The organism is Bacillus vallismortis (genome assembly GCF_004116955.1).
Classification (GTDB): Bacteria; Bacillota; Bacilli; order Bacillales; family Bacillaceae; genus Bacillus; species Bacillus vallismortis.
Window position 1 is genome coordinate 2,285,981 of sequence record NZ_CP026362.1, and the last position, 13,567, is coordinate 2,299,547.

Annotated in this window: 14 protein-coding genes and 1 other annotated feature; of the genes, 2 read left to right on the forward strand and 12 right to left on the reverse strand. The window is 42.5% G+C overall.

Annotation, left to right across the window (positions count from 1 at the left end; all coding sequences use genetic code 11):
- Positions 1 to 50: 50 nt before the first annotated feature.
- Together mecA and BV11031_RS12370 are read right to left on the reverse strand one after the other, a co-directional pair.
- Positions 51 to 707, reverse strand: a complete 657-nt coding sequence (gene mecA, locus BV11031_RS12365) for an adaptor protein MecA (protein ID WP_010329384.1) — start codon at positions 705 to 707, stop codon at positions 51 to 53.
- Positions 674 to 799: a hypothetical protein gene (locus BV11031_RS12370; protein WP_120698858.1), complete on the reverse strand. Its 126-nt coding sequence runs from the start codon at positions 797 to 799 to the stop codon at positions 674 to 676. The genes mecA and BV11031_RS12370 overlap by 34 nt, the downstream gene beginning before the upstream one ends.
- Before the next feature lie 184 nt (positions 800 to 983).
- Here BV11031_RS12370 and BV11031_RS12375 point away from each other — a divergent pair, with 184 nt between their 5' ends.
- Entirely contained in the window at positions 984 to 1,640 is a 657-nt protein-coding gene (locus BV11031_RS12375) for a TerC family protein (protein WP_121642321.1), read from the forward strand.
- Positions 1,641 to 1,682: 42 nt separating this feature from the next.
- On the opposite strand, the gene spx is transcribed toward BV11031_RS12375, so the two are convergent.
- The 8 genes from spx to oppA all read right to left on the reverse strand — a co-directional run bounded on the left by spx (position 1,683) and on the right by oppA (position 9,924).
- Positions 1,683 to 2,078, reverse strand: a complete 396-nt coding sequence (gene spx, locus BV11031_RS12380; protein WP_010329382.1) for a transcriptional regulator Spx — start codon at positions 2,076 to 2,078, stop codon at positions 1,683 to 1,685.
- A gap of 180 nt (positions 2,079 to 2,258) precedes the next feature.
- Entirely contained in the window at positions 2,259 to 2,837 is a 579-nt protein-coding gene (locus BV11031_RS12385) for a GNAT family N-acetyltransferase (protein ID WP_010329381.1), read from the reverse strand.
- A 164-nt stretch (positions 2,838 to 3,001) separates the two neighbouring features.
- A complete protein-coding gene (locus tag BV11031_RS12390; protein ID WP_082246327.1) occupies positions 3,002 to 4,216 on the reverse strand; it encodes an MFS transporter in 1,215 nt (404 codons plus the stop codon).
- A 106-nt stretch (positions 4,217 to 4,322) separates the two neighbouring features.
- Positions 4,323 to 5,240, reverse strand: a complete 918-nt coding sequence (oppF, locus tag BV11031_RS12395; protein WP_010329379.1) for an oligopeptide ABC transporter ATP-binding protein OppF — start codon at positions 5,238 to 5,240, stop codon at positions 4,323 to 4,325.
- A gap of 1 nt (position 5,241) precedes the next feature.
- The gene (oppD, locus tag BV11031_RS12400; RefSeq protein ID WP_082246326.1) at positions 5,242 to 6,318 is read right to left on the reverse strand and encodes an oligopeptide ABC transporter ATP-binding protein OppD; all 1,077 of its coding nucleotides are present in this window, start codon (positions 6,316 to 6,318) and stop codon (positions 5,242 to 5,244) included.
- Positions 6,319 to 6,322: 4 nt separating this feature from the next.
- The gene (gene oppC, locus BV11031_RS12405) at positions 6,323 to 7,240 is read right to left on the reverse strand and encodes an oligopeptide ABC transporter permease OppC (protein ID WP_010329377.1); all 918 of its coding nucleotides are present in this window, start codon (positions 7,238 to 7,240) and stop codon (positions 6,323 to 6,325) included.
- Positions 7,241 to 7,243: 3 nt separating this feature from the next.
- Complete coding sequence (oppB, locus tag BV11031_RS12410) at positions 7,244 to 8,179, reverse strand: oligopeptide ABC transporter permease OppB (RefSeq protein WP_010329376.1); 936 nt, start codon at positions 8,177 to 8,179, stop codon at positions 7,244 to 7,246.
- A gap of 107 nt (positions 8,180 to 8,286) precedes the next feature.
- A complete protein-coding gene (gene oppA, locus BV11031_RS12415; protein ID WP_010329375.1) occupies positions 8,287 to 9,924 on the reverse strand; it encodes an oligopeptide ABC transporter substrate-binding protein OppA in 1,638 nt (545 codons plus the stop codon).
- Positions 9,925 to 10,397: 473 nt separating this feature from the next.
- Positions 10,398 to 10,610 (forward strand) — a binding site (T-box leader).
- A gap of 56 nt (positions 10,611 to 10,666) precedes the next feature.
- Between oppA and trpS the strand changes: the two genes are divergently transcribed.
- Positions 10,667 to 11,659, forward strand: a complete 993-nt coding sequence (gene trpS, locus BV11031_RS12420) for a tryptophan--tRNA ligase (protein ID WP_010329374.1) — start codon at positions 10,667 to 10,669, stop codon at positions 11,657 to 11,659.
- A 34-nt stretch (positions 11,660 to 11,693) separates the two neighbouring features.
- On the opposite strand, the gene BV11031_RS12425 is transcribed toward trpS, so the two are convergent.
- Together BV11031_RS12425 and opp4C are read right to left on the reverse strand one after the other, a co-directional pair.
- A complete protein-coding gene (locus BV11031_RS12425) occupies positions 11,694 to 12,446 on the reverse strand; it encodes a YjbA family protein (protein WP_010329373.1) in 753 nt (250 codons plus the stop codon).
- A 205-nt stretch (positions 12,447 to 12,651) separates the two neighbouring features.
- Positions 12,652 to 13,566 carry an oligopeptide ABC transporter permease gene (opp4C, locus tag BV11031_RS12430; RefSeq protein ID WP_010329372.1) on the reverse strand — a complete coding sequence of 305 codons (915 nt, stop codon included), beginning with the start codon at positions 13,564 to 13,566 and terminating at the stop codon, positions 12,652 to 12,654.
- Position 13,567 lies beyond the last annotated feature (1 nt).

Genomic DNA, 13,567 nt, shown 5'->3' on the forward strand with positions numbered 1-13,567 from the left:
GGCATTTCATTGCATAAAAAAAAACCGATTTCCGGAAAGAAATCGGTTTTTTATGACGCAAAGTGTTTTTTTATCGTTTCCAGAGCTTGCTCAGAAATAATCAGCTTGCCGTATTCTTCGAGACGGTGTATGCTGATTGAGGATTCATTTGCATACTCCAACAGGATGCTTAGCTGATTTTCAACCTCTTCATCAGTCATATTGCCAAAATCCACATATAAATAATATCGGTTCTCAAACGAATATAAAGTCGTTTTGCTTCCGTTAACGTTTAATTTAGATAGAGAAATAACATCCTCAAAATCGTCAAACCGCAAGACAAATTGAAGCTTTTGCTCCTTCTCTTCCTGATTGACGTCTTGCTCTTCTTTTTGGAAGTCATCCAGCAAGGCGTCAAGATCCTCAGATGCTGGTTCTTGCTTTTTATCCTCAGGAATCGGCAGTTCGAGCTTTTGTCCGTCTTTGGAAAGCTGGGCTTTTGTGACGATAATTTCCAAACCTTTGTCCAGTGCCTGAACTTGAATCCAAAGAGGGCCTTCCACAGCGAATTCCTCTTCCTCATGAACTTCATCCATGACTTCCCAGAAAAGTTCTTCACTGCGCTCACGGTTATACCAGATTTCTTCTCTGTCAAAACCGCGATCTTCAATATCTCCGTAAGACATATAAAATTTTACTGTATGCTCGTTAATTCTTTCAATTTCCATTTGCCAACCTTCCCTTCTATATAAGATGTTGAAGGGACATCTAAGCTCCCGATTAATAGTACTTTACTACACTTTACCCATTCCGTCCACATCTTAACCTTGAAGAACGGCCAGTGTGAATTCCTTTGTATTTCTATTTTATGATAAAACAGTCACAAAAGAAATAAAAATGCACCTTTGCCCAAAAAACGGCAGTTGTGCGGCTGATATCATAAAATACGACCCGTCTCATATAGTAGTAGTACAAGCGATGGAACGAAAGCGAGGTGCCGATTCATGGAGCATGACTATCTAATTTCTCTGCTTATGATTGTGGGGATCGACCTGATCCTCGGCGGAGATAATGCGGTCGTCATTGCCATGGCCAGCAGAAATTTGCCGGACAAGCAAAGACAGCAAGCCATTCTTCTCGGAACATTTATCGCCGTTGCCATGAGAATCGGGTTAACAAGCGCAGCGGTATATCTTTTGAACATTCCTTTCTTGCAGTGCGCCGGCGGCATTTTCCTGCTGTATTTAGGATATCAGCTGCTGATTGAAAAAAAAGACACCCAGCACATCAAAAGCAGCACCTCTCTGTGGAGAGCGATACGAACGATTGTGCTTGCAGATCTCTTTATGTCGCTGGACAACGTCATAGCAGTCGCCGGAGCGTCACACGGTGAATTTTCTCTCGTTATCATCGGTTTGTGTGTATCGGTGCCAGTTATTATTTGGGGCAGCAAACTCATCCACATTGCACTTGAGAAAATCCCGCTCCTGATTTACGCGGGAAGCGGGCTGCTTGCTTATACTGGCGGGGAAATGATTGTCAGGGACAAAAAGCTGTCTTTTTTTATGGCGCAGCACGGCGCAATTGAAACGCTCCTCCCCATTTTAACGGTCGCGTTTGTTATCCTGGCGAGTATTTATTATCAGCAGGTAGAAAAATAAAAGAAGGCTGATGACTCAGCCTTCTTTTGATGATACGATCTATTAGTTTGCCAAACGCTGTGCTTCTCTTAATTGGAAAGAGCGGACTTTTCTTGGCAGGAAACGTCTGATTTCGTCTTCGTTATATCCAACTTGCAAACGTTTTTCGTCGATAATGATCGGACGGCGAAGCAAACCTGGGTGCTCGTTGATCAAGCTGTATAAATCTTGCAGCGGCATAGATTCAACGTTCACGTTCAGTTTTTGGAATACTTTTGAACGGGTTGAGATGATCTCATCTGTTCCGTCCTCAGTCATTCGAAGAATTTGTTTGATTTCATCAATTGATAAAGGTTCAGAGAAGATATTTCTTTCTTCAAATGGAATCTTGTGCTCCTCCAGCCACGCTCTCGCTTTTCTGCATGAAGTACAGCTTGGTGATGTGTATAGTGTAACCATTCATCTTCACTCCTCTAATTAGTAGGATGAACATCTATTTTATTCTTAAATTGAAATTACTCTAAAAAAGGAATCTTTATAGGTATTATACTATAAAAAAGTAAGTGTGAACAGTATCCTAAGAAAAAAATGTGTCAATCCAGCAAATTTTTAATTTTAATGATATGTTCTGATTCTCAATTAGTCTAACTGATCGAAAATATTTTTTTGTTTTTCATCATCAATGAATTTCAGGACCTCATCCGTCTTTTCGTATGATTCCCCATACCATTTCTCATCTTTATAAGTATGAATGTTTTCATATGTCTGTTTCATGGCTTCAAGAATTTCTTCTTCTGATTCTGTTTTCGGTGACCAGTACAGAATCTCCATCTTGTTTACTTCATTCGTAGCCAATGACCGGCGCCGGTACCCAATTGACTGAGCATGCTTGAAATGCTCTCTTTGATAAAATCTCAGGCGCTTTTCTGTATCAACATCATCTTCATCCACAGGCTCCACCTCGAGCAATATCGGCTTATTTTTCTTTTTCAGCTTCGCGATCAATTTGCCGCCAAGCCCCTGCCCTCTTGCATCCTTAGACACATACAGATAATCCACGAAGATAAAAGACTCAAATTCCGCAAACATTAAAATATGATGTTCGCCTTCATCTTTATGATAAATATCGCTCCGCTCTTTTAATAGAGCTTCCATATGCGCTTTTGATTTCATTTCTTCAATTGGAAAGTACTCGCTAAGCTTTTCATACCAGTTCATTGATTTGCTCCTTATGAGTTCATTGTCTTCATACTTTTAGATATACCCCATTTCTTCTTGTTTAAACAGCTTTACATCTATAAAGACGTACGAACTTCCGCCATGGTTTCATTTTTTTTCAGCCGGCGCTCGGTTCATTGTGAAGGGTATGCAAAAAGGCCTCATTAAGTGCTGCTTTCTCTTCTATAATGAAGCAGCCGCGGCTGTGCCAGTGCGATAAAAAAGGTTATGCCATATAATGCGGCAGCCGCGATAAAAACCGTTTTCGCACCAGCCGTATCAGCCACGAGCCCCATAATGGAGTAGGTGACGCCGGACCAAGGAGTCAAAATCGCATTTTTGGCAGCCATGATCCCGATACGCTTCTGTTTCGGAATAACCTCCTGAAGCACGGTTTCCTGGCAAATATCACGCACCTGATAAAAAGGCCCCATTGCAGCACAAGCAAGAGCACATAAAAACGGAATTGGAGAAAATGAGAACAAAAGAGTCAGCATCGACATGACTAGCGAGCTAAACATAATGGCAAATCCCATTTTCCGCTCAAAAAAAGCAGAAAAACGAATGGCAATGACACTGCCGACAATGGCACCTACAAAATAAGAAGCGTTAAACATCCCCCACCACACCTCTGTTTCATGCAAAACAGCCACCGTAAATGCGAGAAGAATCGCAGACGACCAAACAGAACCTGCCAAAGCTTCTATCATGTCCATTAGCGTAATGTCTCTTACAATAGGGATGATCATGACATCCTTCCATATACTCCCAGCAGATGCTGGTTCAGCTGTGCCATCAGCCACTTCTTCATTTACCTGAAGCAAACAAATCGAAGCCCCTGAAAGGACAAACAGGAAAAAGGCTGCACCGACAACGAGTTCAAAAGGTAAAGCATACGTCAAAAGGCCTCCTAGTCCCCAGCCTGCAGTCAGAAACAATTGATTCGAGAGGGAGATGACGCCATTTGCTTTCACATATTGTTCTTTTGAAACGATCATCGGCAGCAGCGCGAATCTTGCCGGCTGAAAAAAGGCGCCTGTGAAAGAAAAACAGAACACAAACAGCAGCGTTACCCAAAAGAAAATCTGTCCGTGATGGGTGACGCTAAAAGCCATCAGGATTGTAAAGGCCGCTCTCAGCAGATTTGCGCCCGCAAGCACCTTTTTAAAACCGAGATTACGAAGCACCGCAGAAATGCAAAAGCTCGCCGCTATACTCGCAAACGACATGAACGATAAAACAAGACCCGCCAAAAAGACAGCATCGGTCATTTGATAGACCCGGACCATTAAAACGATTGTGACAAGGACTCCTGCTAAAGATTGAAGGGATTGAGACAGCAGCAGTGCAAAAACATGTTTGTTATGCAGAAATTGTATCGTATTTCGCCTCCGTTTTTTCCTCTAACTGCAAATATTATCATTCTCACTTTCTATGATTGCGCAAAAAAATCCTTCAAGACGTTTCTCTTGAAGGATTGAAGAATCATGAGTAAGCTTTAAATTCCACTTCCGTGCACATCACAAAATGTCCCGGTGTAACTTCACGGAATTCCATCGTTTCCCCATCTTTTAATTGATGGACAGATGGATCGTATTTCTGGCGGACGCGATTTCTCTCGTAATCCGGATCAGGAAGCGGAATCGCCGAAAGCAATGACTTTGTATATGGGTGAAGCGGATTTTCATAAAGCTCATCTGCTGGCGCAAGCTCAACAAGTTTACCGAAATACATCACTCCGATGCGGTCGCTGATGTATTTGACCATCGATAAATCATGGGCGATAAACAGATATGTGAGCCCTTTTTCTTTTTGCAGGTCTTTCATTAAATTCACGACCTGCGCTTGAATAGATACATCCAAAGCAGAAATCGGCTCATCCGCGATAATGAACTCCGGATCAACAGCAAGAGCTCTGGCAATCCCGATTCTTTGGCGCTGGCCGCCGGAAAATTCATGCGGGTAGCGATTCGCGTGCTCCTTGTTTAAACCGACTGTTTCCAAGAGCTCGTGAACCCGCGCCATTCGCTCTTTTTTCGTTTTCGCCAGCTTATGAATATCGAGGCCTTCAGCAATAATATCAGCAACTGTCATTCTCGGATTCAGGGATGCATATGGGTCTTGGAAAATCATCTGCATTTTGCGGTTGAATTCAAGCAGCTTTTTCCGTGATTTTTTCCCGTGCACATTTTCGCCGTTGAAGAGCACCTCACCATCGGTTGCTTCATACAATCGAATGATGCTTCGGCCTGTTGTCGATTTACCGCAGCCAGATTCACCAACCAGCCCTAACGTTTCACCTTTATAGATATCAAATGACAAATCGTCTACAGCCTTAACCGTTCCTTTTGGCGTGACAAAGTGCTGTTTTAAATGTTTGATTTCTAATAGTTTCTCAGTCAATTTATTCACCTTCTCTCACTAAGACAGGTTTTTCATACGTATTTGCCAGCTTACGCATTTTCGCTTTTACCGCTTCAGGCGGCTCTACCTTTGGCGCGTCGGGATGAAGCAGCCACGATTTGACATAATGAGTATCGGACACCTTAAACATTGGCGGCTCCTGTTCAAAATCGATTTTCATCGCGTAAGAGCTCCGCAGCGCAAAAGCATCTCCTTTTGGCGGGTTTGTCAAATCAGGCGGCGTGCCCGGGATTGCAGTCAGCTGTTCTTCTCCTGAACTATCCAGTGTCGGCATAGATGCAAGAAGCCCCCACGTATATGGATGTCTCGGATCGTAGAAAATCTCGTCGACCGTACCGGTTTCTACAATCTGTCCCGCGTACATGACAGCGACCCGGTCAGCAACGTTGGCCACAACACCAAGATCGTGTGTGATAAAGATGATGGATGTGTCAATTTTCTTTTGCAAGTCCTTCATCAATTCAAGAATTTGCGCTTGTATCGTTACATCAAGAGCAGTTGTCGGCTCATCGGCGATCAAAAGCTTCGGATTCGCCGCAAGGGCCATGGCAATGACAACCCGCTGTCTCATTCCGCCTGAAAATTCGTGCGGAAATTGATTGACCCGTTTTTCCGGCATCGGGATACCGACTAACTCCAGCAGTTCGATTGCGCGTTTTTTCGCCGCTTCCTTGGAAATCTTATCGTGTTTAAACAGCACTTCGGTAATTTGTTTGCCAACTTTCATCGTCGGATTTAAAGAGGTCATCGGATCTTGGAATATCATCCCGATATCTTTTCCACGGACATTTTGCATCTCTTTTTCGGAAAGCGGCACCAGATCCTTGCCGTCAAACAAGATCTCACCGCGCTTAAAATAACCCGGAGGCATTGGAATCAGCTTCATGATCGCTTGAGAGGTCACACTTTTTCCGGAACCTGATTCTCCGACGATAGCCAGTGTCTCCCCCTTATCCAGATGGAAATTCACCCCGCGGATCGCCTGAACCTCTCCGCCATATGTTTTAAATGAAATCGCTAAATCTTTTACTTCTAATAGGCGTGTCACCCGTATCACTCCCTTATTTACGTAACTTAGGATCCAATGCGTCTCTTAATCCGTCGCCGATCACGTTAAAGCCAAACATCGTAATGCAGATGAAACCGGCAGGGAAGAATAAACGCCACGGATAATAGGTCAAAGCAGGCAATCCGTCAGAAGCCATCGTTCCCCAGCTTGCCAGCGGAGCCGGAACACCAAGTCCCAAATAGCTTAAAAAGGCTTCTGTAAAAATCGCAGTCGGAACTGTCAATGTCATCGTAACCAAGATGGAACCCATTGCGTTTGGCACGATATGTTTAAACAGCAGACGGGATGTTTTTGCACCAAGTGTCTGTGAAGCAAGCACATATTCCTGATTTTTCAGCTGCAGCACTTGCCCGCGTACGATTCTGGCCATATTAATCCAGCCCGTAATGGTCATGGCGATAATGATCGTTAACAGTCCTTTCGGCAGCACAACCATTAGTAGGATGACCATTAATAATGAAGGAACAGCCCAAAGGATATCGGCGATACGCATCATAACTTCATCCGTTCTGCCTCCGCGGAAGCCTGAAATGCTTCCCCAAATCACGCCGATCAGCAAATCAAGAACCGCGGCCGCTACACCGATAAAGATTGAGATTCGCGCACCTACCCATGTACGGACGAAAATGTCCCTTCCAAGGTCATCTGTTCCGAACCAATGATCTTTTGAAGGCGGCTTATCCGCATTTAAAAGATTAGTAGTCGAATAATCATACTTTGAGAACAGCGGCGCAAAGATCGCCATAAGGATAATAAGCACAATGATGACAAGCCCGACCATCGCAAGCTTATTGCTGCGGAAACGAAGCATCGCATCTTTCCAGAGGGAAAGGCTCTTTTTACTGATTTTTTCGGCATCGCCGGCATTCGCTGCGGCTGGTTCAAACAGGTTTTTTGGAATGTTTTGCATGGCCTAGGCTCCTTTCTTTGCTTTGGAAAGCTTGATTCTTGGATCAATAATGCCGTATAGCACGTCTACGATTAATACACACAATAACAGGATGACACTGAAGAACACTGTTACACCCATAATGACTGTATAATCACGGTTTGTAATACTGTTTACGAAGTGCGAACCAAGCCCCGGGATCCCAAAAATCGTTTCAATAATGAAGCTTCCCGTTAAAACCTGCGCGGCCATTGGCCCCATATATGTAACGACTGGCAATAATGCGTTTCGGATGGCGTGCCGCACTGTAACTGCTGGACGGGACAGCCCTTTTGCTTTCGCTGTGCGAATATAATCACTGTTTAACACTTCGATCATGCTTGAACGGGAAAGTCTGGCAATAAACGCCATCGGCATGGAAGCAAGTGCGATTGAAGGCAAAAAGGTGTATGCCCAGGACTCCCAACCCGCGACGGGAAACAGATCAAGCTTCATGGAGAACACATATTGCAAAACAGCCGCCATGATAAAGCTCGGAACTGAAATACCAAATATCGTTAAAATCGCGACGGTATAATCCTGCCACTTGTTATGGTAAAGGGCTGCTATAACCCCAAACAATACACCAAACGCTAAAGCGAGGAGAATAGCTTCTGCTCCAAGAGTGAATGAAACGGGGAAACCTGAACTGATCAGGTCGTTAACACTCTGACCTTTATATTTAAATGACGGTCCGAAATCCCACATTGCAACTGATTTTAAATAACTGGCGTATTGTACAAACAGCGGCTTGTCCAAGCCATAATGCGTATTTAAGTTTGCTTCAATTTCAGGCGGAAGCTTTTTCTCACCTGAAAATGGCCCGCCCGGTGCTGCTTGCATTAAGAAGAATGTCACGGTTACAATCACAAATAATGTGATAATCATATAGACTAAGCGTCTTCCGATATATTTTAGCAAGGGGGAACACCTCCATGATTTTTACATTTTTTGTACTTTTCAGCAAGAAAGGTATATGGGAAATAAGTCCCCATATACCTTGAGGTTTTTGTTTTCACAAATCTGACTTATTGAAAGTACGCGTTTCTGAAATAAATTTCTCCGGTCCCAGTAAGGATGGTTCCTTTCAGATTTTCGTCCTGCACCCAAGGAATCGTATAAAAATAAATTGGCGCTACCGGCATTTCATCAATGAAAATACCTTCTGCTTTTTTCAGCAGCTCCGCACGTTTTGTTGGATCTGTTTCAGTTTGCGACTGATTCAGAAGCTTTTTGAATTCTGGATTTTCCCAGCCAGTATCGTTATTACCTCCGTCTTTGTCACGGAACAATTCAAGGAAGTTAATAGGGTCGTTGAAGTCGCCAAGCCAGCCCATACGGCCGATTTGATAATCTTGGCTGTGAAGCTTATCAATATAAACATTCCATTCTGAGTTATCAAGTTCAACATTCACGCCTAAATCTTTCTTCCACATTTCTTGGACAGCTTGAGCGATTTTGGCATGTGCGTCATCAGTGTTATAAGACAATTTGATTTTCGGCAGGTCAGACGCCTTGCTTAAGCCCATTTCTTTCAGGCCTTTTTCAAGGTATTCTTTTGCCGTTTTGATATCATTGTCTTTGAAATAGCCTTCTTTGTTATCTTCAAATCCCTTCATTGTCGGCGGCACCGCAGCCATTGCCGGGATTTGTTCTCCTTGTGTAATATTTTTAACAATCGATTGGCGGTTAATCGCATAGGATAATGCTTTACGGATATTGACGTTGTCTAACGGCTTCGCTTCAGTATTGAATTTGTACCAATACACACCTGCCATTGGCTCAACATGTAAAGAACCGTCTTTTTTCAGGGTAGGGAGCGATTCAGTCGGAAGCTGTCCGAGCGGCAAACCGGCCCAATCAAGTTCACCAGCTTGGTATTTTTTCAGTTCTGTATTGTTATTGTTGATCATCACCATTTTAATTTTCTTCAGTTTGACTTTGTCTTCTTCCCAATACTGGTCATTTTTCTCAAGAGTAATAGATCCGCTGTGTTTCCATGCCGTCATTTTGAACGGGCCGTTTGAAACATAATCGTCTCCGGCATTTGTGTTCCATTTTTTATTTTTCTCAGCTATTTTCTTGTTAATTGGCATATACGTATAGAATGCAGTTAATTCTGTGAAATATGGAGTCGGGTTATTTAACTCAACCTTTAGCGTTTTGTCATTTACAGCTTTTACAGCCACATCATCAAGGCTGCCTTTTCCTTTGTTCGCCGCTTCAGCACCTTTTATGTAATAAAGCTGATAAGCGTATTGCGATTCATTATTAGGGTCAAGCGCCCATTTCCAGGCATATTCAAAGTCTTCCGCTGTTACCGGGTCTCCATTAGACCATTTCACACCATCTCGAATAGTGAATGTATAAGTTTTGCCGTCCTTGCTTGTTTCAATTTTAGATGCCATGCCTTCTTCTGGCTCACCATCAGCGTTCATGCGTGTCAATCCTTCAAAAGTCTGACGGATGACCCCGCCTGATACTGAATCATTTGCCAATCCCGGATGTAAGGAGAACGGCTCAGTTTTAATATTAATGTTAAGCGTCGTCTTTCCTTTGCTGTCCTTTTTCCCCTCACCGTTTGATCCGCCGCCGCCAAAGCCGCACGCGCTCAATACGAGAGTGAAAATAAGCATCAACGTGACAATCGACCAACGTTTTTTCATATTCGCAAACCCCCTAAATAATAATTTTTCAGCTCCTTACGGCTAAATCCTCAGAAATATCAGACAAATGAACCTGTGTTTCCATAACTTTTATTCTGTTCCGTCTTTTCTGATTATTTTTGTAAAAAAGCTGTAACAATAGAGTGAACAAGTTCATTATAATGAAACAAATAATTTATTGCAATATTATTTTATCAATTTAAAATATTAGAACTTCGTTAGTTTTTCTTCCACGAACATAATATCCTTCTACCGATTAAAGCATAAATTGATTAAAACCTATTTTGCCAGTTTTCTTCCCATATTGCTTTTTACATATAATATCTAGCTATTTTCATGCTGATAGAAGTTATCATTTAGGCGGTTTTACAGTACCCGGGGTATTGATATCATTACAATGTTACTCGGAAAAAGAATGTTTTTTCATGATGACAATTGGTTATAATTGATTTATAATGAAGCAATCAAAAGAAAAGCGTGCTATGAAAAAGAGTAGTACACATTTCACCTGTTTGAAGAGAGTCTGCGGTGCTGGGAGCAGATAACGGGCAATGTGGAATGGACTTTGGAGCAGCTGACCGAATCCGAAAAGTAGGCTCAGCCGGAGCAGTCTCCGTTAAAAACGTCAGAGTGATTCCATTTTAATGGAATAATCAGGGTGGTACCACGGTTCATTCGTCCCTTTTTTACAGGGGAAGAGTGAGCCTTTTTTATTATGTTTTAAGAAATGAGGTTGATTTTCATGAAACAAACGATTTTTTCAGGCATTCAGCCAAGCGGCTCTGTTACGCTCGGCAACTATATCGGTGCAATGAAGCAGTTTGTCGAACTGCAAAATGATTATAACAGCTATTTTTGCATCGTGGATCAGCATGCGATCACCGTGCCTCAAGACCGCCTTCAGCTCAGAAAGAATATCCGCAGTCTGGCGGCTCTTTACTTAGCTATCGGACTTGATCCAGAAAAAGCCACTTTATTTATTCAATCAGAGGTTCCCGCGCATGCGCAGGCCGGATGGATGATGCAGTGTGTTGCATATATCGGCGAGCTTGAACGGATGACTCAATTTAAAGACAAGTCCAAAGGCAATGAAGCTGTTGTCTCCGGCTTGTTAACGTACCCGCCGCTGATGGCCGCTGATATTTTGCTGTATGGAACGGATCTTGTGCCTGTCGGTGAGGATCAAAAGCAGCATCTCGAGCTGACACGAAATCTCGCAGAACGCTTCAACAAAAAATATAACGACATCTTTACGGTCCCGGAAGTGAAAATTCCAAAAGTCGGCGCACGCATTATGTCTCTTAATGATCCGCTAAAGAAAATGAGCAAATCTGATCCGAACCAGAAATCTTATATTACCTTGCTGGATGAGCCAAAGCTTCTTGAAAAGAAAATCAAAAGCGCTGTGACAGATTCTGAGGGGATCGTGACATTTGATAAGGAAAACAAACCAGGCGTTTCCAACCTTCTTACGATTTATTCAATCCTCGGCAATACGACCATTGAAGAGCTTGAAGCAAAGTACGAAGGGAAAGGCTACGGCGAGTTTAAAGGTGATTTGGCAGAAGTCGTGGTTAACGCATTAAAACCGATTCAGGACCGCTATCATGAACTCATTGAATCTGATGAATTAGACCGGATTCTTGATGAAGGCGCGGAACGTGCGAACCGGACAGCAAACAAAATGCTGAAAAAAATGGAGAACGCCATGGGTCTTGGCCGAAAAAGACGCTGATCAAAAAACCGCTCTTGGCAAAGAGCGGTTTTTTTCAGTTTACCTTTGATTCGTTTTCCATTTCCCATAGCTTTTCGAAAAAAGGCTGTCCTTTTATCAGGTTTTCGCAAAAAGCCAAATGCTTGTCCGACCAGCCTTCAATTGTTTCGTTATACAGCATGTCCCAAATCTCTTCAAAGCTCATCCGTTTGATTTGTTCATACATATGCGGGTTCCATTCTGTATACCAGTAGCCGATTTCAGCGCGGTTATTCAGCCCTTTTAATTGATCCAGCGCCATAAACATCAGCTGCTTGATTTGCCGTTCTTTTCTTGTCAGCCCTCTGACGTGCTCTGGTGCTAATGATAAAATGTGATATTCTTTGGAGGATTCGAGCTTCTTTGCTTCAAATTCATATGTTTCAGGCTCTACATCTTTTACCATTTCATAAACGAGCTGCTCCTGTCTTGGGATCAGGCGGCTTTTTCTGACAGGGATTGTGTAGCCGATTGTGTCGACAGCCAAAATGCCAATTCCGTCTGTTACGACAAAACAATACTCAAGCTTTGTCCGCTCATGATTTTTCCGAATGTACGATTTTTGATGTACGTCGTCAAGCAACCCTTTCGGAAGCTCAGACAAATCATTCTCTATGTAATGAAACAGAACCGACGGTACCCTTAACAGCGGCACTTGATCCAAAAGCTCAACCGTATCTTCTTTGCGCCATTCATGAAAGTGGCATACATTGTAGCCATTTTCTTCCCCTTCAAACCAATTGACCCACACATCATGAAGAAATAACATCTCTAACCCCTCACTTTTATAAAAACTGTTGTCCACAGTATAGGCAAGGCACAGAGAAATTATTCCAAAGAGATTGAGGAAATCTGGAATCGCTGGGTTTATATCAGAATCACAAAAAGCAGATCTCTTTGTAGATTTTCTACCAAAAAGAGATCTGCTTTTCTTCTGATTTCGTTATATTTCATAACAAATATTGTTTTCATTTTTATTTAATATTCTTTGGGTCCAATGCATCCCGCAGGCCATCACCGACAAAGTTGAAGCATAAAACAGTCAATAAAATTAATAGCCCGGGAAATAATGGGTACCACCATGCTTGAATCATTAATGTAAAGTTTTGAGCATCCTGAAGCATGTTTCCCCAGCTTGCGATTGGCGGCTGGATACCGAAGCCCAAATAGCTTAAGGTTGATTCAGCTAATATGACACTGCCTACTTTTAAAGTAGCGGAGACAATAATCGGCCCGATACAATTCGGTAAAATATGCGAAAAAATAATTTTATGATTTTTGGTGCCGATTGTTTTAGCAGCCAATACAAATTCTCTTGACCTAAGAGATAGGAACTCACTTCTGACAAGCCTAGCTGTTGTGGTCCAGCCTGTCAGAGAAAAAATTAAAATTAATTTATCCATCCCCGGTTGAAAAATTGTCACCAAGGTAATAAGAAGAAAAATATCCGGAATAGATAAGACTACATCGACTACCCTCATCAATACAGCATCTACTATCCCTTTAAAGTACCCCGCTAAGGCGCCCACAACGGTACCTATCGTAATGGCACCAATTACTGAAACAAAACCGACCAATAAAGACACACGAGCTCCGTATAACACCCTTGTAAATATATCGCGCCCAAACTTATCTGTCCCCATTAGATTTTTAGAACTTGGAGGCTTCAGTTTATTTAAAAGAGATTGACTCTCAGGTGAATAAGGCGCAATAAAAGGGGCGAAGACCGCCATTAAAATAATAACTGTTAATATGATACCTCCAACAACAGCAAGTTTATTTTTGAAGAACTTCTCAAAAAAGATCCTAGTCATTGTCTCTGGTTTTTTTCTAATATTTTCTTTTAGCTTTACCTCATTAGAGGGAGCTACAGTGTTTGGATGTGTCATA

Excerpts from the sequence above, each read along its gene's own strand:
- BV11031_RS12375 (WP_121642321.1), top strand. The coding sequence starts at position 984 with ATGGAGCATGACTATCTAATTTCTCTGCTTATGATTGTGGGGATCGAC.
- oppC (WP_010329377.1), bottom strand. The coding sequence starts at position 7,240 with ATGCAAAACATTCCAAAAAACCTGTTTGAACCAGCCGCAGCGAATGCC.
- mecA (WP_010329384.1), bottom strand. The coding sequence starts at position 707 with ATGGAAATTGAAAGAATTAACGAGCATACAGTAAAATTTTATATGTCT.
- opp4C (WP_010329372.1), bottom strand. The coding sequence starts at position 13,566 with ATGACACATCCAAACACTGTAGCTCCCTCTAATGAGGTAAAGCTAAAA.
- oppA (WP_010329375.1), bottom strand. The coding sequence starts at position 9,924 with ATGAAAAAACGTTGGTCGATTGTCACGTTGATGCTTATTTTCACTCTC.
- spx (WP_010329382.1), bottom strand. The coding sequence starts at position 2,078 with ATGGTTACACTATACACATCACCAAGCTGTACTTCATGCAGAAAAGCG.
- BV11031_RS12370 (WP_120698858.1), bottom strand. The coding sequence starts at position 799 with ATGTGGACGGAATGGGTAAAGTGTAGTAAAGTACTATTAATCGGGAGC.
- trpS (WP_010329374.1), top strand. The coding sequence starts at position 10,667 with ATGAAACAAACGATTTTTTCAGGCATTCAGCCAAGCGGCTCTGTTACG.
- BV11031_RS12425 (WP_010329373.1), bottom strand. The coding sequence starts at position 12,446 with ATGTTATTTCTTCATGATGTGTGGGTCAATTGGTTTGAAGGGGAAGAA.
- BV11031_RS12385 (WP_010329381.1), bottom strand. The coding sequence starts at position 2,837 with ATGAACTGGTATGAAAAGCTTAGCGAGTACTTTCCAATTGAAGAAATG.